The 23,404-nt window shown below is 37.9% G+C and carries 27 protein-coding genes; 20 read left to right on the top strand and 7 right to left on the bottom strand.

Annotated features, from left to right (window positions below; all coding sequences use genetic code 11):
• Positions 1 to 60: 60 nt before the first annotated feature.
• From AN392_RS00130 to AN392_RS18685, 5 genes are all read left to right on the top strand, one after another.
• A complete protein-coding gene (locus AN392_RS00130) occupies positions 61 to 285 on the top strand; it encodes a hypothetical protein (protein ID WP_055011434.1) in 225 nt (74 codons plus the stop codon).
• Positions 286 to 324: 39 nt separating this feature from the next.
• A complete protein-coding gene (locus tag AN392_RS00125) occupies positions 325 to 651 on the top strand; it encodes a hypothetical protein (RefSeq protein ID WP_055011433.1) in 327 nt (108 codons plus the stop codon).
• Between the two features lie 258 nt (positions 652 to 909).
• Entirely contained in the window at positions 910 to 1,287 is a 378-nt protein-coding gene (locus AN392_RS00120; protein ID WP_010557530.1) for a MerR family transcriptional regulator, read from the top strand.
• Between the two features lie 65 nt (positions 1,288 to 1,352).
• Complete coding sequence (gene merC / locus AN392_RS00115; protein ID WP_024601094.1) at positions 1,353 to 1,742, top strand: organomercurial transporter MerC; 390 nt, start codon at positions 1,353 to 1,355, stop codon at positions 1,740 to 1,742.
• Complete coding sequence (locus tag AN392_RS18685) at positions 1,730 to 1,945, top strand: GDCCVxC domain-containing (seleno)protein (protein WP_076916053.1); 216 nt, start codon at positions 1,730 to 1,732, stop codon at positions 1,943 to 1,945. Before merC ends, AN392_RS18685 begins: the two co-directional genes overlap by 13 nt.
• Positions 1,946 to 2,366: 421 nt before the next feature.
• Here AN392_RS18685 and AN392_RS00110 read toward each other — a convergent pair whose 3' ends face one another.
• A complete protein-coding gene (locus tag AN392_RS00110; protein WP_024601570.1) occupies positions 2,367 to 3,764 on the bottom strand; it encodes a heavy metal sensor histidine kinase in 1,398 nt (465 codons plus the stop codon).
• The gene (locus AN392_RS00105) at positions 3,754 to 4,440 is read right to left on the bottom strand and encodes a heavy metal response regulator transcription factor (RefSeq protein ID WP_004588805.1); all 687 of its coding nucleotides are present in this window, start codon (positions 4,438 to 4,440) and stop codon (positions 3,754 to 3,756) included. The genes AN392_RS00110 and AN392_RS00105 overlap by 11 nt, the downstream gene beginning before the upstream one ends.
• Positions 4,441 to 4,606: 166 nt before the next feature.
• On the opposite strand from AN392_RS00105, the gene AN392_RS00100 reads away from it, so the two are divergent.
• The 8 genes from AN392_RS00100 to AN392_RS00065 all read left to right on the top strand — a co-directional run bounded on the left by AN392_RS00100 (position 4,607) and on the right by AN392_RS00065 (position 11,095).
• On the top strand, positions 4,607 to 6,430 hold the full coding sequence (locus tag AN392_RS00100) for a copper resistance system multicopper oxidase (protein ID WP_055011432.1): 1,824 nt from the start codon (positions 4,607 to 4,609) through the stop codon (positions 6,428 to 6,430).
• Positions 6,427 to 7,290: a copper resistance protein B gene (locus AN392_RS00095; RefSeq protein ID WP_055011431.1), complete on the top strand. Its 864-nt coding sequence runs from the start codon at positions 6,427 to 6,429 to the stop codon at positions 7,288 to 7,290. Before AN392_RS00100 ends, AN392_RS00095 begins: the two co-directional genes overlap by 4 nt.
• A 22-nt stretch (positions 7,291 to 7,312) precedes the next feature.
• Positions 7,313 to 7,720, top strand: coding sequence for a copper resistance CopC family protein (locus AN392_RS00090; protein ID WP_004588802.1), 408 nt, complete (start codon positions 7,313 to 7,315; stop codon positions 7,718 to 7,720).
• A gap of 11 nt (positions 7,721 to 7,731) precedes the next feature.
• Positions 7,732 to 8,640 carry a copper resistance D family protein gene (locus tag AN392_RS00085; protein ID WP_055011430.1) on the top strand — a complete coding sequence of 303 codons (909 nt, stop codon included), beginning with the start codon at positions 7,732 to 7,734 and terminating at the stop codon, positions 8,638 to 8,640.
• 22 nt (positions 8,641 to 8,662) lie between these two features.
• Positions 8,663 to 9,151 carry a nuclear transport factor 2 family protein gene (locus AN392_RS00080; RefSeq protein WP_008109928.1) on the top strand — a complete coding sequence of 163 codons (489 nt, stop codon included), beginning with the start codon at positions 8,663 to 8,665 and terminating at the stop codon, positions 9,149 to 9,151.
• 10 nt (positions 9,152 to 9,161) lie between these two features.
• Positions 9,162 to 9,680, top strand: a complete 519-nt coding sequence (locus AN392_RS00075) for a DUF411 domain-containing protein (protein WP_024032684.1) — start codon at positions 9,162 to 9,164, stop codon at positions 9,678 to 9,680.
• A 140-nt stretch (positions 9,681 to 9,820) separates the two neighbouring features.
• Entirely contained in the window at positions 9,821 to 10,330 is a 510-nt protein-coding gene (locus AN392_RS00070; protein WP_024032683.1) for a DUF305 domain-containing protein, read from the top strand.
• A 33-nt stretch (positions 10,331 to 10,363) separates the two neighbouring features.
• Entirely contained in the window at positions 10,364 to 11,095 is a 732-nt protein-coding gene (locus AN392_RS00065) for a MauE/DoxX family redox-associated membrane protein (protein ID WP_024032682.1), read from the top strand.
• A gap of 259 nt (positions 11,096 to 11,354) precedes the next feature.
• Here the strand turns inward: AN392_RS00065 and AN392_RS00060 are convergent, their stop codons facing one another.
• The 5 genes from AN392_RS00060 to AN392_RS00040 form a co-directional block, all read right to left on the bottom strand.
• A complete protein-coding gene (locus AN392_RS00060) occupies positions 11,355 to 11,912 on the bottom strand; it encodes a YfbU family protein (RefSeq protein WP_055011429.1) in 558 nt (185 codons plus the stop codon).
• Positions 11,913 to 11,933: 21 nt separating this feature from the next.
• Positions 11,934 to 12,422 carry a hypothetical protein gene (locus AN392_RS00055; RefSeq protein ID WP_055011428.1) on the bottom strand — a complete coding sequence of 163 codons (489 nt, stop codon included), beginning with the start codon at positions 12,420 to 12,422 and terminating at the stop codon, positions 11,934 to 11,936.
• Between the two features lie 576 nt (positions 12,423 to 12,998).
• Entirely contained in the window at positions 12,999 to 13,415 is a 417-nt protein-coding gene (locus tag AN392_RS00050) for a MerC family mercury resistance protein (protein WP_235575552.1), read from the bottom strand.
• Between the two features lie 102 nt (positions 13,416 to 13,517).
• Positions 13,518 to 13,895 carry a MerR family transcriptional regulator gene (locus AN392_RS00045; RefSeq protein WP_004588890.1) on the bottom strand — a complete coding sequence of 126 codons (378 nt, stop codon included), beginning with the start codon at positions 13,893 to 13,895 and terminating at the stop codon, positions 13,518 to 13,520.
• Between the two features lie 42 nt (positions 13,896 to 13,937).
• Positions 13,938 to 14,327, bottom strand: coding sequence for a Cd(II)/Pb(II)-responsive transcriptional regulator (locus AN392_RS00040; RefSeq protein WP_004588889.1), 390 nt, complete (start codon positions 14,325 to 14,327; stop codon positions 13,938 to 13,940).
• A 77-nt stretch (positions 14,328 to 14,404) separates the two neighbouring features.
• Between AN392_RS00040 and AN392_RS00035 the strand changes: the two genes are divergently transcribed.
• The 7 genes from AN392_RS00035 (at position 14,405) to AN392_RS00005 (ending at position 22,935) form a co-directional block, all read left to right on the top strand.
• A complete protein-coding gene (locus AN392_RS00035) occupies positions 14,405 to 15,019 on the top strand; it encodes a cation transporter (RefSeq protein ID WP_004588888.1) in 615 nt (204 codons plus the stop codon).
• 55 nt (positions 15,020 to 15,074) lie between these two features.
• Positions 15,075 to 15,806: a transglutaminase family protein gene (locus AN392_RS00030; RefSeq protein WP_004588887.1), complete on the top strand. Its 732-nt coding sequence runs from the start codon at positions 15,075 to 15,077 to the stop codon at positions 15,804 to 15,806.
• The gene (locus tag AN392_RS00025; RefSeq protein ID WP_004588886.1) at positions 15,793 to 16,695 is read left to right on the top strand and encodes a cation diffusion facilitator family transporter; all 903 of its coding nucleotides are present in this window, start codon (positions 15,793 to 15,795) and stop codon (positions 16,693 to 16,695) included. Before AN392_RS00030 ends, AN392_RS00025 begins: the two co-directional genes overlap by 14 nt.
• Before the next feature lie 55 nt (positions 16,696 to 16,750).
• Positions 16,751 to 17,101 (top strand): hypothetical protein, encoded by a 351-nt coding sequence (locus AN392_RS00020; protein ID WP_004588885.1) that lies wholly within the window; start codon positions 16,751 to 16,753, stop codon positions 17,099 to 17,101.
• Between the two features lie 83 nt (positions 17,102 to 17,184).
• Positions 17,185 to 18,402 carry a TolC family protein gene (locus AN392_RS00015; protein ID WP_008468875.1) on the top strand — a complete coding sequence of 406 codons (1,218 nt, stop codon included), beginning with the start codon at positions 17,185 to 17,187 and terminating at the stop codon, positions 18,400 to 18,402.
• Between the two features lie 64 nt (positions 18,403 to 18,466).
• Complete coding sequence (locus tag AN392_RS00010; protein WP_002962258.1) at positions 18,467 to 19,723, top strand: efflux RND transporter periplasmic adaptor subunit; 1,257 nt, start codon at positions 18,467 to 18,469, stop codon at positions 19,721 to 19,723.
• A gap of 11 nt (positions 19,724 to 19,734) precedes the next feature.
• Positions 19,735 to 22,935, top strand: coding sequence for an efflux RND transporter permease subunit (locus tag AN392_RS00005; RefSeq protein ID WP_004588883.1), 3,201 nt, complete (start codon positions 19,735 to 19,737; stop codon positions 22,933 to 22,935).
• The last annotated feature ends 469 nt before the right edge of the window (positions 22,936 to 23,404 follow it).

Here is a 23,404-nt window from a genome sequence, read left to right as displayed (position 1 = left end):
TGATATTCTGGCTTCATTAATCTTTAATAAGCACAAATATTACTTCACAAAGGATTACTTATGGGAAAGGAACTCGATATTTATAAATTGCACAAACCAGATAGAACATACGATATAATTGACCTAGATATCGTATCGATGGCAGACCAAATTGCCGAAGAAAATAACCTCAGTTATAAAGAAGCAGTAATATTAGCCAAGATTGGCTTTCCAAGCGGCAAAACTAGAATAACGGATATAGTCAAAAACGGATTTAGCTGCAAAGTTGAAAAAGAAGCTTTATAGCAAGCCTACGACGTAAACTTATTTTCGAATTACCTTGTTTTGAACCATAAAGCGTATATTGCCCTAGGGAACTATCTGCAAGTTTACGGGGAATTTATACCGCTTAGGTGTGATAAAGAGCTAATTTTATTTAATCCACTCGTTTTCGAAGAAGAAGACGAATTTCTTACTGAAAAGGCTTACCTGAATGGTATTGAGGATGGCCTCAAATCCTTATCATTTAAATCAGACAAACATCTTGTTTTCAAATCATGCATTCAAGGCGGGACAGCACTTTATTGCAATGCTGAGTTTAAATCTCTGATTAATGAAAATAACTTAAGCGGACTTTCTTTTAATAGTGATTTAGTTAGCATTTTTGCTTAACAAGATAAGCGCGGAATGAATTCATTTAATAAGACCTAACCAAAACTGTCAGATTTGAACAAATAGAGTCAACCAAATCGAACAGACGCATTTGTGCCATGAGCTGCCTTTCCGATTTAACTCATTTCTGCCCCAAGACGAGTTAACGTAAATGCTCTAAGGGCAGCTTTTAGTGAAAACCAGTCATTGTAGTTCGAGCAATTTTACTTCGTATTGATATACTAATGTCATGATTAAAGTTGATTTTATGGTTGGACGATGAAAACAATAGGCAAGTTGGCTAAAGAACTTGATATAGGCGTAGAAACTATACGGTTTTATGAGCGGGAAGGCTTGATAAAACAGCCTCAAAAACCTCAAAATGGTTATCGTGTCTATGACGACTCAATCACCAAACAATTACAATTCATCTGTAAGGCCAAAGCACTTGGCTTTACTCTAAAAGAAGTGGCTTCATTGATGTCAATGGATGGCGATTGTGCCAAAGTAGAATCCCTAGGCTTGCTGAAATTGAACGTAATTCAAAATAAGATAGCTGACCTTCAACGCTTAGAAGTCGTCATAAAAGAAATGACTAATTCATGCCGCAACAATAACGATCAATCCCACTGCCCAATAATCGATTCGCTAAAATAGTATTGACTCCGTACCTACCTACGGAGTTCATACTCAAATCATTCAAATAATGTTAGACGTTAAAAATGATTAATAAGATTTTAGATAAAGTTAGCTCAGGTGGTGTTTGGCTTGCGGCTCTTAGTTGTACGGGGTGCTTCCCCGCACTCGGCTCGTTAGCATCAGCATTAGGATTAGGCTTTCTCTCTCACTTTGAGGGAATTGCTGTAAATACCTTGTTACCTATATTTGCAACTCTGGCATTGTTGGTAAATTTGTATAACTGGTATAAAAACCAAAATCATGCGAGAGGTATTCTTGGGGTTATTGGCCCTATAGCGGTTTTGTTAACCCTCTATCCACTATGGCAATACGAATGGAGCACTTATTTGTTTTATGTAGGTATTTGTTTGATGATTGTAATGTCCGTATTAGACATTGTTAAACCTTTGAAGGAGCAAACATGCAAAGTATAGAGTTAAATTCTACCATTACTTGCCCTGAGTGTGGCTTCAGTAAAACTGAAGAAATGCCAACCAACGCTTGCCAGTGGTATTATGAATGTGAATCTTGCAAAGTTCTCCTAAAGCCTTTGAAAGGCGATTGTTGCGTATATTGCTCTTATGGAACAGTGAAATGCCCGCCAATTCAAGAAGGTCAAAGTTGTTGCGATAGCTAAATGACAGTCTATTAATGGCAATGAGAAGGCATAAAAAGAAATAGTGAAATGTCAGCAATCGTATCATTGCAGCCTTTATCACTAAGTCACTCAAGGGCTGCTTTTGGCACAGAGCCGTCCTTCAGCTCTAACTCATTTTTGTCCAAAAACGAGTTTACCCGACCCTCCGCTTTTCGCTCAAATAAGACCCCGAAAAATGGCTCATATAGCTATCTAGGCCAACGCTTTCAAAAACAGAAGTATATTTCCGATAACTACCTTTGAATTCCTATAAACGGAAGTTTGCTTCCGAAATATAGCAATATTGGGTTAGAAACCGGAAGTTTACTTCCGTTTTGTACTTTAAGTTTATAAACCGGTGTTTAATGAAAGCTGGGAAGTCTAGAGGTACAAGCAAACATTGGGTTATTAAATTTAATAATTAGCTTTTAGCTAAATTTAGAAAAACTTTAAAGCTGGTAGTTTGATTATTTGAACTGACCTCTATATTTCCACCGTTTGCTTGCGCTAGAGCTTTAACTATTGCAAGCCCTAAACCAGCTCCATCGCTGTGTCGTTGGCGCGATTTATCGGGTCGATAAAAGCGGTCAAATAAATAAGGTAAATGCTCAGAAGGTATTCTCTCCCCAGTATTAATCACTGAAATACATATTTTATCAGCGGTAAATATTTCACTATTTACTGTGATTGATGAGCCTTTTGGGGCATACCTTATTGCATTGGATAGGAGGTTTGATAATAATTGGCGAAAGTGTAATTTGTCACAATAAAAACAAAGGTTTTGACCTTTTTTCTTAAATGTAATCAATGAGTCTTCAGCCAAAGCATCAAAGTACTCAAATAATGCTTCAATTTCATCATGGCTTTTTAGAGTATTTTGAACGGGTTTAACCAGTCCATTCTGAGTTTTTGCAAGCCAAAGCATATCACTAACCATCTTAGTTAGTCGTTCCAGCTCTTCTAGATTAGAAAACAATAATTCTTGATACTCTAACAACTGTCTTTTTTTAGATAAACCAACCTGTGTTTGAGTGATTATATTTGTTAGTGGAGTACGTAACTCATGCGCAATATCACTAGAGAAATTTGATAAACGAATAAATTCACCTTGGAGCCTGTCGAGCATCGAGTTAAACGACTGCACCATATTAACAAGCTCAATAGGCACTTTATTTTCATCAAGCCTTACATCCATCTTATTAGTTTGGATGTCATGCATTTTCTGACTCAAACCTCGTAAAGGGTTCAATCCTTGATGTATAGCAAACCAAGCCACCAATAAAATGAGTACCGCAGAGCCAAACATAATAGCCCAAAGACTTTGTTGAAATTGATTGAGAAAGTGTAAATGAAAGCTCATGTCTATCGCTGTAGTAATTTTGTATTGCTGTTGCCCAGTACTTAAATTACTCACCAGAGCTCGGTAGGTGTGGGTATCATTTTGCCATGAGGTAATGTTGTTACGGTTAAAGCCAGCTGAAGCATTAGCACTCATTACAAAATCACTAAAATCTCGTTCAGAACTTTGAAAAATGAGCTCTCCTTTTGCGGTATTTACCTGATAGTAAACACCGTGATGACCCGCTACAGCGTTAGATAATTCATTTTTAAGTTTCAGGTTTGATTTATACTGTTGTCTTAAAACTAATTCAATAGATTGATTAATAACATGCAGTTCACTACTATCTTGCTGGAAAAAATGATGTTTTATCGAACTATTTATTAAGGTGGCAACTAAAGTTAAGCACGCAATAACGGTTACAGCGACAAACAACACAACACGCATCGTAAGTGATAAAGGCCGTGACTTAATAGCCATCAGTTTCAACCTCTAATTTATAGCCCATACCACGAACCGTATGAATTAATTTAACAGTAAAGTCATCATCAACTTTTGCTCTTAGCCTACGAATGGCAACATCAATCACATTGGTGTCGCTATCAAAATTCATATCCCATACTTGAGAAGCAATTAACGAACGTGGCAGTACTTCACCTTCGCGCCGTAACAATAGTTCAAGTAAGCTAAACTCTTTATTACTCAATAAAATACGCTTGCCTGCACGTTGTATTTTTCGCTTTGGAATATCCATTTCTAAATCAGCAACTATCAGTATATCGTCAACTGTTTGTACTACACCACGGCGAATAAGAGTGCGTACTCTTGCTAAAACTTCAGCAAAAGCAAAAGGCTTTATTAAATAGTCATCAGCACCAAGTTCGAGCCCCTTTACTCTATCGTCTATACTATCGCGAGCAGATAAAAATAGTACTGGGGTTTTGTTATCTGCTTCACGTAGCGACTGTAAAATTTTCCAACCGGATACGTCAGGTAACATGACATCAAGTATTATTACATCAAATAAGTCGGTCATTGCTAGGTGATGACCGTCAAGTCCATTGCGCGCCAAAGAAACCTGAAAACCAGCTTCACTTAGTCCCTGTTTTAAATAATCTCCTGTCTTTGATTCATCTTCAACAACTAATAAGCGCATACAATTCCTTCATTAAAGTCCTAACAACTACCTCTGCAAATATTATGCAGTATCTGTCACTACAGCAACATGACACCAACATTACAACTTTGTAATGTTCGCGTCATGTTTAAGACAGGTCTATTTTCTATACTCAATACATATTCTGGTATGAAGGAGTAAGGAAATGGGGTTTAAAAAGTCATCACAACAGGTTAGCACACCACGAAGACGATTTGTTCAAGGCTTAATTGCAGGAGGTGTACTTGCTGCTTTTCCGAGTGTATTACATGCTGCATCATCTTTAGTAGCAGGAACAATAACAGGCACTGTGCCCGAACTTAGCGGCAAAGTAATTGATCTGGTTATAGATGAATCGCCGGTTAACTTTACTGGCGTAGTACGTATGGCGACAACTATCAATGGCTCTATACCCGCCCCTACCTTGCGCCTCAAAGAAGGCGATGACGTTACTATTAGAGTAACAAATAAGTTATCAGTACCGAGTTCAATTCATTGGCATGGCATTATTTTACCGTATCAAATGGATGGCGTACCTGGTATCAGTTTTAAAGGCATTATGCCTGGCGAAACCTTTGTTTATAAATTTAAATTACAACAAAGCGGTACATATTGGTATCACTCACATAGTGGCTTTCAAGAAATGACTGGCATGTACGGTGCATTAATTATTGAACCGCGAGAAAAAGATATTATTAGTGCAGATAACGAGCATGTTATTCAATTATCTGATTGGACTGATGATGACCCAATGGCGCTGTTCCGCAAATTAAAAATACAGAGTGATGTATTTAACTTCAATCAGCCCACTGTTCCAGAATTTTTTGATGACGTTTCAAATAGCGGTGTTTCGAATGCTTTGCAACGTCGCAAAATGTGGAATCAAATGAGAATGAATCCTACAGATTTAGCTGACTTATCTGCATCAGCAATGACCTTTTTAATGAACGGTAGTACGCCAATGTCAAATTGGCGAGGAATGTTTAAAGTTGGAGAAAAAGTAAGACTTAGGTTTATTAATGGCTCAAGCAATACTTTTTTTGACGTTCGTATTCCAGAACTAAAACTAACAGTTGTACAAGCTGATGGGCAAAACGTTGAACCAGTGACAGTTGATGAATTTAGATTCGGCCCTGGTGAGACCTACGACGTAATTGTTGAGCCTAAAAATGATGCCTATACGATTTTTGCTCAAAGTATGGATCGCTCTGGTTACGCAAAAGGAACTTTATCAAGCTCGCCTAATATTGATGCGCCAGTACCTGCACTTGACCCTGTTGAATGGTTAACGATGACCGATATGATGGGCAATATGACCCACGGCGGTGAGCATTCTGCAATGGCAGGTATGGCTGGCATGTCAGGTATGAACTCTAAAGAAATGGATCATAGCGCTATGGAGCACGGTGCAATGGCGATGGATCATAGCAAACATGGTATGTCTGAAAACCCATTGGCAGTTGCCAGCCCTAAAGTGCGTCATGCCAAAACGGAGTATGGAGCTTCAGTTGATATGCGCGTTGATATGCCTAGAACAAATCTTGATGATCCTGGTATTGGTTTACGTAAAAATGGTCGCCGTGTTTTAACACTTGCAGATTTACACTCACTTGAAGGGATCACTAACCAGCAAGAGCCAGAAGCTGAAATTGAGTTGCATTTAACCGGAAATATGGAACGTTATAGCTGGTCATTTGATGGCTTAGAATTTGGTAAAAGCACGCCAGTGCATATGAAGCATAACCAACGTTTAAGAGTTATTTTACAAAACGATACCATGATGACGCACCCTATGCATCTGCATGGTATGTGGAGTGATTTAGAAAACGAGCAAGGTGATGTGCAAGTGCGACGTCATACAATACCTGTTCAACCCGCACAAAGAATCAGCTTTTTAACCACCCCTCACGATGTAGGGCGCTGGGCTTGGCATTGCCATTTATTATTCCATATGGATGCCGGCATGTTTAGAGAGGTAGTCGTATCATGAAACAATTAAAACTATCTAAATCATTTAGTTTATTAATGTTAACTGGGGCTTCATTAATTAGTTTCCCTTTATTAGCGCAAAGTGAAATGGCACAAATGAATAGCGCTAAGATGCAACCACAAGGAGGAAGTGCACCTAAAGATGCAAGAGACCCCCATGCTTACTCTGCGGGAACAACTTTAACAGAAGGCCCATATGCGCTTGAGGGCAATGAGCGATTAACACTCGCTGATGAGCATCCATTTTACGCATTACTAGGCGATCGTCTTGAATATAACGAGCAAGCAAACGCAGGTGTATTTGACTTACAAGCATGGTACGGCACTACCTTTGATCGATTGGTAATTAAAACCGAGGGTGATTTCAGCGAAGGAAGTATTGAAGAAAACCAAACCGATATTTTATGGGGTCATGCCGTATCAGCATATTGGGATACTCAAGCAGGTGTTCGTCTTGATTACAATAAAGAAGGTGAAAATCGGCAATGGTTGGCTTTTGGCTTACAAGGTTTAGCCCCTTATTGGTTTGAACTTGATATGACAGCATACGTAGGTGAGCGAGGCAATACCGCATTTACGTTAGAGGCAGAGTACGAACTACTACTCACGCAAAAGCTAATTATACAACCGCGAGCCGAAATTACACTTTATGGCAAAAACGATAAACAAAACGAGCTTGGAAGTGGCCTATCAAGCAGCGCGATTGGCTTTAGGGTTCGTTATGAATTTACACGCCAGTTTGCGCCCTATATTGGCGTTGAATGGAGCAATAAATTTGGCAATACCGCCGACTATGCCACATCAAGTGGACAAAGTAGCAACAACACCGCATTTGTTGCGGGTATTAAATTTTGGTTTTAATCATTTTAAATAAGAGGTAATTATGAAGTTTTTTAACTCTGCAGTAGCCATTTTAGGTTTAGTGCTTACATTTTCCGCATCAGCGCATATATCACTCAAGCAATCAATACCTGCACAAGAAGCCATGTTAATGCAAGGACCAGAGGAACTTTCGTTAATTTTTAGTGGTGAAGTAAGGCTAGCAAAAGTCATCATCAAAGATGAAAAAAATAAAACAATAAACTTTGATTTCAAACCCAGCGCCACCCCAAGCACAGACTTTAATTGGTCATTACCGAGCCTAGCCCAAGGCACTTACACGGTTAAATGGACAGCACTGGGTGGTGATGGACATAAAATGACTGGCACGTTTAGATTTATGGTACATAAAAATGAATCGCATAAGATGATGCAAGAACAATCTAATACCCACAGCAAACATAATCATTAAGTAGCAACATCATGCAATTAAGTGAATGGTCAGTGCTCTTACTATTATTAAAACTAGCAAGCTATATAGCAATTGTAGGGCTTGCGGGCACTTTATTAATGCGCTTTATGTGTGGCAACAGCAATGTTGCAGAGCATCACTTAATTAGCTTTCATCAGTTCTTAAAACGTTGGCAAATTACGTGTGTAGTTACAGGTAGTATTGCTGCACTTTTACAAGTACCTATAGAAGCTGGAGCAATGGCTGAATCAGGCTTTATGGGAATGTTTGACCCCTTTATGCTTGAAATTGTTTGGCAATCAGTCATAGGTGACCAAGCAAGGTTTAGAATACCAGCGCTTATTATTGCTCTAATTAGCGCATGTATGTGGAATGTGGAATCAGATGATAACGTAGCAGGTTATAAAAACGGTGCCGTTATACTCATCATGCTTGGGTTTATCGCTCATAGCTTCACTTTTACTGGGCACAGTGCAAACGAAAATGGGTTAGTGAAAAGTATTTTAACCTTTCACCTTATTGCCATAGCGAGCTGGTTAGGGTCATTGTGGCCGCTTTACAAAAGCTGCACTTTACTACCTACCAGTGAAGTAAAGCGGTTAATGCATTACTTTGGTCAACTCGCTATTGTTATTGTATTTGTACTACTTATTTCGGGCTTAACTCTGCTCCTGCGGTACCTAGAGTCATTTTCTGCATTGTTTACATCAGATTATGGGCAACTAATTTTATTAAAGCTGTTACTCGTCAGCGCGATGCTGTTCCTAGGTGCATGGCATAAGCTTTTTTTAGTCCCGCAAATCACTCAACAACACCATATAAGTATATTAAAACGCTCGATTACTGTTGAAATAGTAATTGCCCTGTTTGTACTTATTACAACAAGTGTATTTACCACACTTGTTGGTCCGCCTATTTAACGATTAATAAAAAGGGAAACGTATGTTAATTAAATCCTTTAATTTAAAAATTTTATTGCTACTAATTTTTAGCACTGTTAGTTCTTTTACTGTTAGTGCACATGACGATGAAAAATATTCAAAAAAAGGCAAGGCCTTTGTCAATGTTGATAGCGAGGCTGCAAAAACAGTCAGCCTATTTCATGCATCTCTAAAACAAGGCAATCGCGAAGCTGCACGTAAATTACTGGCCGACGATGTCATCATTTTTGAAGGCGGAAGTGTTGAGCGTTCTGCAGATGAATACGCGAAACATCATATGATAGCGGATATGAAATTCTTAAGTGCTGTTAATAGTGAACTACTAGAGCATCAAGTTTACACAAATGGAGACATAGCTTACTCAATTTCAAGAAGTAAAACTCAAGGAAAGTACAAAGGAAAAGATATTAAGTCTATGGGAATGGAATCAATCACATTAAAAAACACCGATACAGGTTGGAAAATCACTCATATTCATTGGTCAAATTAAGGAGTTAACAATGCGAGTAATCTACATTACCTCAGCGTTATTTTTATCATTAACTATGTCATTTTCGGCGATAAGTATCGAAAAACAACATAAAGCATTAATAACTTATGAGAATTCAGAAAAACCTAAAATTGAGCTTACCGTTTATAAAAGTAAAAATTGTGGATGTTGTAATAAGTGGATTGCTCATTTGAGCGAAAACAATATTCAAACAAAAGCAATTAACGTCAATGACATGGGGACGATTAAATCTCAGTATCAAATAAAATCAAATATGCGGTCATGCCATACAGCCGTTTCAGCCGATGGATTTGTATTTGAAGGTCATGTTCCCGCCAAACATATAAAACAGTTTTTAGCTGAACAACATCCTGAAAAGACGATAGGGCTCTCTGTTCCCGCTATGCCTGCTGGTACGCCAGGTATGGAAATGGGCGATCGCTTTTATAAATATAATATTGAAATGCTTACGCACGATTTACAGCAAAATACTTATAAGCATATTAGCAAATACGCTGAGCAGTTTTAACACTTATGGCACAACTCTTGATGTAATATTAAACATTGATTCAATGATTAAATATATAGTGGGTTTACGCCTAATAACCTGTAAGAATTACCCATTGGTATAAATGATATACAAAGTAAATGATAGAAAGGAGCCATCTAATGTCGCAGTATTTAAAGTTTTTCTTAATGATAGCCACATCAACATTAGTCATGTTTGTACTGATGTATTTGAATACTTATCAGCTAAGTCATGTTTTTTTTAGTGAAACTCGCACTTATATGGCGCTTTATATGGGAGCCATGATGGCAGTGATAATGCTACTTTTCATGCTCAATATGTATAAAGATAAAAAGAAAAATATAACAGTACTCATTGCTAGTGTTACCGTATTTGCGGGAAGTTTATTTTTAGTTCGATCACAAGCGACTGTTGATGATAGCTCATGGATGTCGGCGATGATCCCACATCATTCAATTGCAATACTCACCAGTGAAAGGGCAAAAATCAAAGATAAGCGAGTCCAAGAGCTTGCAACAAATATTATTGAGGCACAGCGTCGTGAGATTAAAGAAATGCAGTGGTTACTAAAGGATATAGAGAAAAATGGCCTAGCAGAAACTCAGGAGCAAGCACAATCTAGGACCGTACCGGATTTTAATGCTAAGTAAAATTTTATACCAATACATAAAAGGGAGCTAAACATGAGTAAATCAGCCCAACTTTTTAGAATGGCCACAGATGAGCATATTTGTCCGTTTGGTTTAAAATCAAAAGACCTACTAGAGCGAGAGGGATATACAGTTGATGATCAGCTATTAACTTCTCGAGAGCAAACAGATGAATTTAAAAAACAACACAGTGTAGAAACTACACCTCAAACATTTATTGATAATAAACGTATAGGTGGCTATGACGACTTACTCGATTACTTTGATAAGCCAAAAGCTGGGCAAGAAGGTACAACTTACACGCCCGTGATTGCGATTTTTTCGGTTAGTTTTTTGCTTAGTGTGGCATTTAGTTTTGCAGCGAATAATAGCTTATTATCAATGCAAACCGCTGAACTGTTTGTAGCCCTAACAATGGCAGTGTTAGCAATACAAAAGCTTCAAGACTTATTTAGCTTTACTAATTCATTTATAACCTATGACTTAGTCGCTATGAAAGTAGTCAGGTACGCCTATGTTTACCCATTTTTAGAAGCATTTGTTGGCATTGGAATGATAGCCGGATTACCAGCCTATATTATTGCCCCTATTTCATTGTTCATAGGTGGGGTTGGTGCTGTTTCAGTGATAAAAGCAGTCTATATAGATAAACGAGAGTTAAAATGTGCGTGTGTAGGCGGTGACAGTAACGTACCACTAGGGTTTATCTCCCTAACAGAAAACCTGTTTATGATCGCTGCCGGTATTTGGATGTTTGTTAAGTAAACAACAGCTTTAATTTAAAAACATGATGATGTACTAGTGTGATTACCAAGGGATTATGTCGCTCTAATTACCGAGCGACTTTGTCGTAAATAGCATATCAGCTGTACTAGCTCATATCAGATCTCACAGTTTAAGTGAATAAGTTTAGACTTCATCAGGCAGACTGCTATGAGCGAGAAGCAGACGTCCATACAAACTCGTTTTTGGACATAAATACGTTAGAGTATCTAATCAGTAACGTCCTTTGTTGAAGCGTTTGTTAGGATTCTCTTCGACTAGGGTGAACTTTTTCTTTCAATATAGTAGTCAATTGCGCAAGGTTTAACGGCTCATAAGACAAAGTTTGTCTTATTGGTTCAAATGCACTTAACATTCTTTTATGACCGTCAATTGAAGGGCAATGACTATTGAAGCTCCGACCACTAAACTCTTGAAATCTTTCCAATTCGTTAACTAGAAACATTGCTGTTCCCATATACTCAGTTTCATTATTACCATCAAAACCAATGAATTTGGGGTCTTTACCAAAATAAGGAACGTCAGATTCTAGTTTGGCTTTTTCTTCTTCGTTCAGCTTGCTATAGGCGTGTTCTATAAAGCTCCACATATCTAAAATATCAACAACCTCTTTAACAATTTCAGGATCGTCCGACTCTTCAAATGGAATGCCACTGTATTTCCATTTTACGCCCCATAGTTGATCACTGAAAATAGCTGATTTAATAAAATCTGGTTCTATTTCACCTTTAACATCTAATTTTTCATAAAGCTCGCTAAGCATTAAAACAATTAATTTTTCGCCGTCTGATAATTTCATAGTTTTTCCTTTACTTTTTCCTTAAGCCCGTTCTTTTTTTTCATCGGAAAGCTGTTTAACAAAGGGCATAAAGTTTTGAATTTTGTAGTAGATACTTTTGCCATAATTTTTTTTGTCTTCAAAATTAATTGCTTCAGACAATGATTCAATGTCATCTTTTAAATCATTACAAAGTTCTTTTGCTTTGTTCTCAAAAAAATCAGTGAAATGACCGCTTTGTTCAAAAATGAAACTAGCATACACCTCAACTTCTTTTGCAATATCAGCGCAGTTAACTCCCTTGAGAAGTTTGGCATTACATGAAGGACCGACTTTTGACACAACAGATAAAACACGCTTTGTTTCGGAGTGAACTTGCGATACTTCAACCATTTTTCTACGGCTTATAAGTTCATCACGAAGCTTTTCTGCTTTACTGGCTGCGTTTACCGATTTCTTAGCTTCGACAAATGCCCATACAGCACCACCTATTGAAGCGATAGATCCGATTATTGAAATGACACTTTCCATGCTCAAAATTTGACACCTTTCTCCGTGAAGCCTAACGGCGTATTACCGAAAATTCCCGTTAACACTCAATGTGTCAATTTCCAGAATTATCAAAATACGATTTTTATTAATTTAATTATTAATAACTTACACATAGCCTAAAGGAATTACAATTTTTTTAGACTCTCCTATAACCGAGAATTTACTTATTCGAGAATGGGTAAAAGTACATTACGAAAACACGCATAAAAAATAGCTTTGAAATTAACAACTTAAATTTTATGAAAATTTTAACGAGAAGCTAATTATATTACATAACAAGAATTGATTATTTATTCATTCATTAATACTTTGAATACCTGCTTCGCTCAAAGCTGTCCTTAGAGTATTTACGTTAACTCGTCTTGGGGCAAAAACGAGTTGGACTGCCGAGCTTTCATTAGATACCTACTTATAATCTTAAAGTACAAAACGGAAGTAAACTTCCGGTTTCTAACCCAATATTGCTATATTTCGGAAGCAAACTTCCGTTTATAGGGATTCAAAGGTAGTTATCGGAAATATACTTCTGTTTTTTGAAAGCGTTAACCTAGATAGCTATATGAGCCATTTTTTGGGTCTTATTTGAGCGAAAAGCAGACATTGACCGTTAATCGTTTCAACGACGGCAATTAGCCATACGTTGCATGTTTGCTCCCTTACTGGTTTTACGATATCCAAAACCGACATAACGACCATTAAGCAAATACCAAAGTAAAATAGGTATGTGCTCCAATCATATAGCCAAAGAGGATAAAGCGTTAATAGCACTGCTACAGGCCCTAGAATGCTGAAGACAGCTCTGGTATGGTTTTTATTTTTGTGCCAGTTGTATAAGTTTACCAATAGTTCCAAAGATGCAAAAATAGGTAAAAGCGTATTTACAGCTATTCCTTCGAAGTGAGAGAAGAAGCCTAGTCCTAATGCCGATGCAAGTGACCTTAATGCAGGGAGGCAGGCCGTGCCGCTAGCCAAACGCCACTAGAGCCTACTCTGTCTAATATTTTATTTATCATTTGAAAGTCTATTGGTTGATATTACCATCATTCTAAACTCCGTATACAAGTACGGAGTCAATCATTTTAATGAGTCAATTATGGGGCAATGTGTTGGATCTTCGTTTTGCATACAGGTATTTGTCATACCCACAATTACTTTCTCTAAACGTTGAAGGTCATTAATTTTGTCTCGAATGATTGCTAACTTTTGTCGGTTTAATAGCTCAACTTGAGCGCAGTTGCTGTCCATAGACATTAGCGATTTTATTTCTCTTAACGTAAAGCCGAGCGCTTTGGCTTTTGTGATAAACCTAAGTTGTCCTGCTATTGATTCGTCATATTGTCTATAACCAGATATTGGTTTTTCAGGTTGTGTAATCAGTCCTTCTCGTTCATAAAAACGAATGGTTTCTACATTTAAATTTAATGATTGTGCTAATTTGCCAATGGTTTTCATTATTGCCTTTGTGAATACTACTAATCTAAAGTTATATTTAGTTCAACTATCTAATGACTTGATAATGCCACAGACTTCAATTGTACCGTCAGACCCGCAAGAGCTTGCCATTAGTTTTAACTCTTTTTTGAGTGCATTCAATTCCTTCATTCGTTGATTAACTAAAGTTAGTTGCCGATCAATTAATGCATTTACACTAGAGCAACTCTCCTCTGGCTTGTTTTTTAATTCAATGAGTCGCTTAATATCATTAAGCGGAATATCTAAACTTCGACAATGCTTTACGAACTCTAGCTCTTTAAATGCCTTATTAGAATACAACCTGAAATTCCCTTCAGTGCGATCAGGATCTGACAGCAAGCCCTCCTTTTCATAATATCGGATGGTTTGTACTGAATACCCCGATGTTTTCGATAACTCACCAATTTTCATAAAATTTCCAAATAAACTTGACCCTATAGTCACTATAGGATTTATAGTTAGAGCATACAAGTTAATCGGAGATGAAAATGAGCGATTGTGGGTGTGAAGTTGAGCTAAAAGATAACCAGCAAAAAACGGTGCTTTATTGGCTTCTGGCTATCAATGCCTCGATGTTTGTTTTTGAAATTGGCTTTGGTTGGTTATCAGAATCAACGGCTTTAATTGCAGATTCGTTAGACATGCTAGCGGATGCAATCGTCTATGCAATTGCACTATACGCGGTGGGAAAGTCAATCCAACATAAGGCTAATGCTGCTTTAGTGAGTGGCTATTTCCAACTGGGGTTAGGCGTGCTAATTCTAATGGATATTGCTAGAAGGCTGTATGGTGAAAGTGAGCCTCACTCTTGGTTTATGATTGGCGTAGGCATGGTTGCTTTAGTTGCAAATGTGATTTGTCTCATCCTTATTCGAAAGCACAACAACGATGAAGTACATATGAGAGCTAGCTGGATATTTTCAGCGAATGATGTAATTGCAAATCTTGGTGTCGTTATCGCAGGCATACTCGTTATGGTGCTGAAACAGCGTTGGCCTGATATCGTCATTGGTAGCATCATTTCAATGTTAATTCTTCGAGGCGCTTACCGAATACTAAGCGATGCTAAACAAGAATTAGCTGTTGCTGAGAAAACACGTTAAACACCAAATGAAGATAAACAATCAACCTTTGGTTGTTCAAAGTAAGGAAACATCAATGAATAGCAAATATCTAGAAAAAACCAAGATAGTAAATTTTGAACACTCTACAATTCAATCATTAATTTCTGAGCGTAATTGGCAAGAACTCGATGACTTCAACAAAATTGGTGCAGCCTACCAATTTGTTAAAGATGAAATATTATTTGGTTACAATGAGAGTGATGATATTTCAGCAAGCAGTGTTTTAGCCGATGGTTACGGACAATGCAATACCAAGGGTAACTTGCTGATGGCTTTGTTACGAGGATTAGGTATTCAATGTCGTTTTCACGGCTTTACTATTGAGCAGCGATTACAAAAAGGAGCTATTCCAACTTATGTATTTTGGTTAGCACCTAAATATATCATTCATAGTTGGATTGAAGTTTATTTCAAGGATCGTTGGATAAACTTAGAAGGCTTTATATTAGATGAACAATATTTAAGTTCACTACAGCACAAATTTAGTCAAATAAAAAACGAATTTTGTGGTTATGGTGTTGCAACAAAGTGTTTCTCTTCGCCAGATACAGATTGGCGTGGTCAAGATACCTATATACAAAAAGAAGGTATTCATGATGATTTTGGTGTTTATAATTCCCCTGATGAGTTTTATCTCGAAAAAGGAACTAACTTATCAGGAATCAAACGTTGGATGTATCAACGAGTGATCCGTCACTTTATCAATTTTAACGTAGTCAATGTAAGAAATTTAAAAGTTCTTGAGGTGGAAAATGCACAATCATAGCCATAGCCATTCGCATGGAAAAGACGACCGTATAGGTTGGACATTTTTCCTTAATGTTTCATTTACTATTATCGAATTTATTGGTGGTTGGCTAACCAACAGTACCGCTATTATGGCTGATGCTGTACATGACCTGGGTGACAGTTTATCTATAGGATTCGCTTGGATACTGAGTCGTTTCTCGGATAAAGAAGCATCCGATAGATTTAGCTATGGCTATCGTCGTCTTACCCTGTTTGGCGCATTAATTAACAGTATTGTATTAGTTATTGGTTCTGTCTGGGTGCTATTTGAAGCAATACCAAGATTATCTAATCCTGAAATGCCAATGGCTGAAGGAATGTTGGGTCTTGCATTACTTGGGGTTGCTGTTAATGGGTATGCAGTATTTAAACTAAAAGCGGGTAAAACGCTGAACGAAAAAGTACTTACGTGGCATTTGCTTGAAGACGTACTTGGCTGGGTTGCAGTCCTAATTGTTTCTATCGTGCTGCTTTTTGTAGATCTACCAATATTAGATCCTTTGCTTTCTATAGGCTTTACACTGTTTATATTGTTTAACGTTTTGAAAAACCTGAAAACAACATTGGCACTATTTCTTCAAGCTACACCTGATGAAGAAGTGCAGAATAATATTGAAAAAGCGATAAAGGCTATACCTGAAATTAATGGGATTCATCATATGCACTTTTGGTCATTAGACGGGGAAAGTCACGTATTAACTGCTCACCTAGAGTTAGCCCATAACTTTGAGGTTGATAAATTAATTAGGCTAAAACAACAAGTGGCTAAGGAACTTTCTTCTTATAATTTATCTCATACAACCATTGAGTTTGAGTTTCCTCAAGAAACTTGCCGTGACGAGCATGAAAAACATGCGCATGGCTAGTTTAGAAAACCTTTTTTTGATATTATAATTTTTCATATTTAAGTAGGTGTTTATTTTGAAATTCAATGTTGCGTTAAAAATACTATTAGTCGTTTCGATTGTTTTGCAATCGTTAACTGCTGTTGTATCCGCAACACCTGAGAATCACCAAATAGATATAGAGCACCTTCAAATTCAACATGATCATGCAGATGATCGAAATGTCTCAAATGATAATGTAGGTGATGAGCAGCATAATGAAAAAGATTGTCATCACTGCGGACATTGCAGTGGCAGCCACTTATCTTGGATTTTAGTCAGTAATTCAAATACCACGGGCAAACTAAACATTATCAATAAAACGCCTTATCAAATTGATCAAACAAGTACCTTTCTTGAAGCGATACTTCGTCCGCCTATTTCTTAATTAGATTAATTTTTAATGACCTATTTATCCTTTAATAATGGATAAAGGTTTCGTGTTTATTAATTTTAAAATTAAGAATTTTTATGTATATATATTTAAAAAATGCAGGTTTAGTCCTGTCTTTATGCATGGCTGTGAGTTTTTCAGTTGCCACTTATGCCAAACAGAAAAGTATTTCATGGCTAGATAGTCAAATAAATAAAGATCCCGAAGTTGTTGCGGCTAAAGAGTTACTTAATGCAAGTAATCATAGAGCCAAGAGCTTAACTAAAGCCGTATATAACCCAGAGCTTGAAGCAAGCTATGAAAAAGAGGGTGATTTTGATAATTATTCTATTGGTATCAGTCAAACGATTGATTTTTGGGATAAGCAATCAGCAAATAAAAGCATTGGTGAAATTGGTGTTTATGCAAACCAGCAACAATTGTTATCTCTACTCGATTCTAAAAAGGCTAACGCTTTAACTGCAATAGTTAATTGGCAAGCAGCAAAAAAGGTGGCTCAGTTACTTTCAGTAAGAGAAAATCAATTACAAACGCTCGTTGGAATTATTGAAGATAAGCGAAAAGCAGGACTTTTAGAGCCACTTGACGCTGAACTGGTTTATTTAAACTTGTCCCAAGTTTTCAGTGAAATATCTGAGTCGCAAATTGCTTTGAAAAATGCAGAGGTAAATGTTCAGGAGTTATTGCCTGATTGGACGCCTAATACTACCAATTTGTTTTCATTTACTTTTGGAGCAACAAACTATTCATTTAACTCTCAGTGGGTTGAGGAACATCCAAAAGTTAAACTCGCTAGAGCGCAATGGAAGATAAAACAATCTAAAGCTCAACTAACCACTATGGAATCTAAAGCCAATCCAACCATTGGAGTTAACGCAGGGAAAAGTGGAGATGAAGACTTGATTGGCGTGACTTTCTCAATGCCTTTAAATATCAGAAATAACTATTCAGATACTGTTAAAGCCGCTTATTCAGAAGCAATTGCAGCAGAGGCTAACTTTCGGTCGGTTTATCGAAAGCAGTCATTTGAAGCAAAAGCTAATTATGAATCGCTTATTGTCAGTAAAAAATATTATGAGCAATGGCAAAAACTGACAAAAGGCAGATTAGATAGCAGCGAAAACTTATTAAATAAGCGCTGGGAAGCTGGTGACATTAATACTTCTGACTACTTACTTGCATTAAATCAACGTGCGGAAGGGCTTCATGCAGGAATACGTTTGGAAAATCAATTCAAGCTTGCAGAAATATCCTTCATTTTAAGTATGGGTCAGTTATCCAAATTTGAGATTTGAGCGCTTTGTTTTTTCAGTAGCGAAAAACGAAATCTTAAATTTATTAAAAATATAGGTTACAAAAATGAATACAGTAATTAGTAAAAAATTTTTAGCCGTAGTAATTAGCTGCCTGTTAGTTGGGTTTACTACAAATCATGATGCTTTTGCACAGTCGTCAGATGGAACTGGTTCTGTCACAAACGTTTCGAAACAAGAAGAAAAAGAACATCAAGATGAGCATGAACACGAAAAGGGACATGAAGAAGATAAAGGTGACCATGACGAGCACGGCCATGAAGGTGGTAATAAAGAGGGAGAAGAAGGACATGAAGAAGGTATCACTATTGATCCAAAGAAGATGTCGCTTGCTAACATTAAAGTGGAAAGTGTTAAGCCTGAATATCAATTTAGCTCCGTATATGCACCTGGCGAAATAAAAGCTAATGGCTATAAAAGTTATGTGGTATCACCACGTACAGAGTCAGTCATTATCAGTCGCCATGCAGCGCTTGGCGAGTATGTAGAAATAGGTCAGAAGTTAGTTACATTATTTAGTGAAGCAATGGCACAAGCACAAGCTGACTATTTAATCGCTTCAACCGAATGGCAACGTGTAAAAAAGCTGGGTAATAAGACGGTGAGTGAAAGTCGATTATTACAAGCTGAAACAACATACAATGCGAGCTATGGCAAGCTCATTGCTTTAGGGTTAACTGAAAAAGCAATAAATGGTATTTCTAACAAAGACATTAAAGCATTTGGACAATATGCATTAACGGCGCACCGTGAAGGTGTCGTGCTTCAAGACGACTTTATCCAAGGGCAACGTGTTGATGCTGGGGATTCAGTCATGTTGTTAGCTGATGAAAAACAACTATGGGTTGAAGCAAAAGTTTCTCCAAATAAAAAGCTAAATTTATCAATTGATTCTCCTGCGGTACTTAAATTAGAAGGCCAGAGTTACAATGCCAAAGTTATCCAAGAAGCCCATACAATTGATCCCGTAACTCGTACAAGAATTATTAGATTGGGGGTACAGAATGCTGATGATAACCTTCATTCAGGTATGTTTGTAAAAGTTTACTTTCAGTTTGCCACAAAGCAGAAAGTGATGGCTGTGCCAGAAGAAGCATTGATCCGCAGCGCAGATGGTGATTGGACCGTATTTGTCGAAGACCACCCTGGAGAATTTAAAGCTGTAGAAGTAGAACTAGGCCGAGCCTTAGGTGATTTTAGGGAAATCATTGGCCTTGATAGTGGGACGCGAATTGTAACCAAAGGCGCATTTTTTGTTGCTTCTGAAATCGCTAAAGGCGGATTTGATCCGCATAACCACTAAGGAGCAAGACTATGTTTAATAAAATAATAGATTGGTCTGTTAATAATAGACTCCTGATTTTGATTGCGCTGTTTGCCACAATTGTCGGCGCAATTATGGTTATACCAAAACTAAATTTAGATGCCTTTCCTGATGTTACTAATGTTCAAGTTGCTGTAAATACTGAAGCGCCAGGACTAGCTGCTGAAGAAGTTGAACAACTCATTACGTACCCCATTGAAGCGGTCATGTATGCCTTACCTGATGTAGAACAAGTGCGCTCAATTTCTAAAACAGGCTTGTCTGGCGTCACGGTTGTTTTCAAAGAAGGCACCGACATTTACTTTGCAAGACAACTTGTATTTGAGCGTCTTCAAGCCGCAAAAGAACTGATACCAGAAGGTGTCGGCACACCCGAAATGGGGCCAAACACCTCAGGGCTAGGCCAAGTATTTCAGTACCTTCTTATTTCAGATAAAGATGCAGGCTATGATGCTATGGCACTCAGGAGTCTCAATGATTGGGTAGTAAAATTACTCGTTATGCCTGTCGATGGTGTTACTGATGTACTCTCCTTTGGAGGTATTGTTAGGCAGTACCAAGTAAATGTAGATCCATCTAAGCTTCTTTCTTATAACCTAACGCAAGAAGACGTTGTTGGTGCCCTAGATAACAACAATGCCAATGTTGGCGGATGGTATATGAACCGTGGGCAAGAGCAGCTTGTTATTAGAGGTGCAGGTTGGTTTGAAAGTGGTGACGCTGGTATTAGTAATATCAAACAAGTTCCCGTCAAAACAGTTGATGGGACAGTTGTGACGGTTTCGGATATTGCTAAAGTTGAAATGGGCAGTGAAATTCGTCAAGGTGCTGTCACAATGACGCGCAAAACCGAAGACGGTAAAGTCGAAAATTTAGGTGAAGTTGTCTCTGGCATTGTCTTAAAACGCATGGGGTCTAATACTAAAGCCACCATTGATGGTATCAATGCAAGAATCCCATTGATTAATCAAGCATTGCCTAAAGGTGTTCGCTTTGAACCATTTTATGATCAGGCTGATTTGATTGAAAAAGCCGTTGATACAGTAGTTGATGCACTATTACTAGCATTTATTTTCATCTGTATTGTATTAGCACTATTTTTAATGAATATACGTGCAACCTTCCTTGTCCTAATATCTATTCCAATTTCAATTGGTATCGCGTTAATGATCATGGCTTGGTGGGGCATTTCTGCAAACCTTATGTCATTGGGTGGCATTGCCGTAGCCATTGGTATGCTAGTTGATGGTTCAGTCGTGATGGTTGAAAACATGTTTAAGCATTTAAATAGACCAGACTCTACCCATTTAAAAACTGTAAAAGAAAGAGTGCCTAGTGCTGATACTGATCCACATGATGTAGAACAAGATGAGCATGGTATTAAGTTACGTCTTCAAAATGCGGGTAAAGAAGTGGCTCGTCCCGTATTTTTTGCAGCTTCTATTATTTTAGTCGTATTTACGCCTTTATTTAGCTTTGAAGGTGTTGAGGCAAAGTTATTTCAACCTATGGCAATAAGCATCATTTTAGCTGTTATATCTGCTATTGTGGTTGCGTTGTTTGTTGTACCCGCTTTAGCTACTTATTTATTTAAGTCAGGTGTAAAAGAGAGGGAAAGCTTTGTTCTTAGGCCATTAGACAAACTCTACAGAAAAGGGCTTACATTCGCACTAAAACGCACCAAATTAGTCATTTCAGCCGCACTTATATTAGTTTTCTCTGCCTTTGCATTAGTTCCATTAATTGGTACTGAATTTGTACCTGAGTTAGAAGAAGGGACGATAAACTTAAGAGCAACGCTTGCACCTTCTTCCAGTTTAGATACCGCGCTCACTGTGGCACCAATTCTAGAAGAAAAACTAATGGCTTTCCCTGAAGTAACCTATGCATTAAGCCGAATTGGTCGAGCAGAAATAGGTGGAGACCCAGAGCCTGTGAATAACATCGAAATTTACATAGGGTTGAAGCCTGTTTCTGAGTGGACCAGTGCATCTAATCGATATGAACTTCAAGGAAAAATGGAGAGATCTTTAGAAGAATTCCCTGGGTTGCTACTCAACTTTTCTCAACCTATTGCGACTCGTGTCGATGAGCTACTATCTGGTGTTAAGGCTCAGTTGGCGATAAAGTTGTTTGGGCCTGAACTTGAGGTACTGGCGGCTAAAGGTCAAGAAATAGAAACAGCAATTAAAAACATTGAAGGTGCAAGGGATGTTGCATTGGAGCAAATTGCTGGTGAAGCGCAATTGGTGATAAGTCCTAACAGGCAAGAACTATCACGCTTTGGATTGTCTGTGAGTGACATAATGGAGGTTGTGCGTGATGGTATTGGTGGTGTTGAAGCCGGACAAATAATCAATGGTAATGAACGTTATGATATTTACGTTCGCATAGAGGAAGAGTACCGAAGTAACAAAGAAGCTATTGCTGATATTCGGCTTCAATCACCTACTGGTGCTTGGGTGCGGCTGGGTGACGTAGCCTCAGTCTCATTTGAGTCAGGCCCACCACAAGTTAGACGCGATGATGTACAACGAAGAGTCGTTATCCAAGCAAATGTACAAAATCGAGATATGGGAAGCGTGGTTGCCGATATCAGAACGGTAATTGCTGAAAAGGTTGACTTACCTTCAGGTTATTCTGTTTCGATTGGCGGCCAGTTCGAAAGTCAAAAACGTGCTCAAAATAGGTTAGCTATAGTTGTACCTTTATCGTTAGCACTAATCGCACTACTACTTTACTTTGCCTTTGGTTCTGTTGGTCAAGCTATGCTGATATTGGTCAACGTGCCGCTTGCTGTAATTGGCGGAGTTTTCTCCTTATATTTATCTGGACAATACTTGTCTGTACCAAGCTCCGTTGGCTTTATTACCTTATTTGGTGTAGCGGTATTGAATGGGGTCGTTATGGTAGAAAGTATCAACCAACGTATTAAAGACGGTCTAGAAGCATCTAAAGCCGTTTTTGAAGGCGCTACTTCAAGATTAAGACCTGTACTTATGACTGCTATAACATCAGCTTTAGGTTTGATACCGATGTTAATGTCTAATGGTGTTGGTGCAGAAATACAGCGCCCCTTAGCGAGTGTTATTGTTGGCGGCTTGGTAACTGCAACACTGTTAACATTATTTGTTTTACCTGTTTTATATCGCTGGTTTTCAGAGAAAAAAATAAAAGAGCTATCCAGATAAAATGACTGTGAACTCTAACCCCACGCTAAAGTCACGTTTAGCGTGGGGTTATTGAGTAGATGAACGAAAAGAAAGATTAGATTTAACAATAAACTAATAGTCATGACTGCTTTGTCGGAATATTTGTCGTTAAACAGGCCAAAGCTAACTTCCGCTTTCGTATCTTTGCAGTCTTAATCTCTATGTGTCTCAAGGTCGGCTTATGGCACAGAGCAGACCGCCGGTAATTATTGAGTGATGCAATCCACGGCTATAACTGCCCATGAATACAAGTTCTTTATGTAATGAAAAATAAAGATGCGCTGTTGCTACTCCGCAAAGCATCGGCCTAAATAAACTCTACCTCGAAGTAAACCGATTAGCTTTCGTATAACAGATAGGGCAAATTATCAATTCAAATCACTTACTGTAATAGATGTTTTCAAGCGATTTCTCGTTGTTTAAGAAATTTACCTAATAAAAAACATAA

The organism is Pseudoalteromonas sp. P1-16-1b, from assembly GCF_001401785.1.
Classification (GTDB): Bacteria; Pseudomonadota; Gammaproteobacteria; order Enterobacterales; family Alteromonadaceae; genus Pseudoalteromonas; species Pseudoalteromonas undina.
Note: the sequence above shows the minus strand (reverse complement) of the source record. Positions and strands in the feature narration are given on the sequence as shown.

Coding starts and splice junctions, on each gene's coding strand:
- AN392_RS00065 (WP_024032682.1), top strand. CDS start 10,364: ATGAGTAAATCAGCCCAACTTTTTAGAATGGCCACAGATGAGCATATT.
- AN392_RS00040 (WP_004588889.1), bottom strand. CDS start 14,327: ATGAAAATTGGTGAGTTATCGAAAACATCGGGGTATTCAGTACAAACC.
- AN392_RS00110 (WP_024601570.1), bottom strand. CDS start 3,764: ATGGCTATTAAGTCACGGCCTTTATCACTTACGATGCGTGTTGTGTTG.
- AN392_RS00035 (WP_004588888.1), top strand. CDS start 14,405: ATGAGCGATTGTGGGTGTGAAGTTGAGCTAAAAGATAACCAGCAAAAA.
- AN392_RS18685 (WP_076916053.1), top strand. CDS start 1,730: ATGCAAAGTATAGAGTTAAATTCTACCATTACTTGCCCTGAGTGTGGC.
- AN392_RS00090 (WP_004588802.1), top strand. CDS start 7,313: ATGAAGTTTTTTAACTCTGCAGTAGCCATTTTAGGTTTAGTGCTTACA.
- AN392_RS00070 (WP_024032683.1), top strand. CDS start 9,821: ATGTCGCAGTATTTAAAGTTTTTCTTAATGATAGCCACATCAACATTA.
- AN392_RS00130 (WP_055011434.1), top strand. CDS start 61: ATGGGAAAGGAACTCGATATTTATAAATTGCACAAACCAGATAGAACA.
- AN392_RS00010 (WP_002962258.1), top strand. CDS start 18,467: ATGAATACAGTAATTAGTAAAAAATTTTTAGCCGTAGTAATTAGCTGC.
- AN392_RS00005 (WP_004588883.1), top strand. CDS start 19,735: ATGTTTAATAAAATAATAGATTGGTCTGTTAATAATAGACTCCTGATT.
- AN392_RS00025 (WP_004588886.1), top strand. CDS start 15,793: ATGCACAATCATAGCCATAGCCATTCGCATGGAAAAGACGACCGTATA.
- AN392_RS00080 (WP_008109928.1), top strand. CDS start 8,663: ATGTTAATTAAATCCTTTAATTTAAAAATTTTATTGCTACTAATTTTT.
- AN392_RS00120 (WP_010557530.1), top strand. CDS start 910: ATGAAAACAATAGGCAAGTTGGCTAAAGAACTTGATATAGGCGTAGAA.
- AN392_RS00105 (WP_004588805.1), bottom strand. CDS start 4,440: ATGCGCTTATTAGTTGTTGAAGATGAATCAAAGACAGGAGATTATTTA.
- AN392_RS00085 (WP_055011430.1), top strand. CDS start 7,732: ATGCAATTAAGTGAATGGTCAGTGCTCTTACTATTATTAAAACTAGCA.
- AN392_RS00100 (WP_055011432.1), top strand. CDS start 4,607: ATGGGGTTTAAAAAGTCATCACAACAGGTTAGCACACCACGAAGACGA.
- AN392_RS00015 (WP_008468875.1), top strand. CDS start 17,185: ATGTATATATATTTAAAAAATGCAGGTTTAGTCCTGTCTTTATGCATG.
- AN392_RS00055 (WP_055011428.1), bottom strand. CDS start 12,422: ATGGAAAGTGTCATTTCAATAATCGGATCTATCGCTTCAATAGGTGGT.
- AN392_RS00045 (WP_004588890.1), bottom strand. CDS start 13,895: ATGAAAACCATTGGCAAATTAGCACAATCATTAAATTTAAATGTAGAA.
- AN392_RS00060 (WP_055011429.1), bottom strand. CDS start 11,912: ATGAAATTATCAGACGGCGAAAAATTAATTGTTTTAATGCTTAGCGAG.
- merC (WP_024601094.1), top strand. CDS start 1,353: ATGATTAATAAGATTTTAGATAAAGTTAGCTCAGGTGGTGTTTGGCTT.
- AN392_RS00095 (WP_055011431.1), top strand. CDS start 6,427: ATGAAACAATTAAAACTATCTAAATCATTTAGTTTATTAATGTTAACT.
- AN392_RS00075 (WP_024032684.1), top strand. CDS start 9,162: ATGCGAGTAATCTACATTACCTCAGCGTTATTTTTATCATTAACTATG.
- AN392_RS00030 (WP_004588887.1), top strand. CDS start 15,075: ATGAATAGCAAATATCTAGAAAAAACCAAGATAGTAAATTTTGAACAC.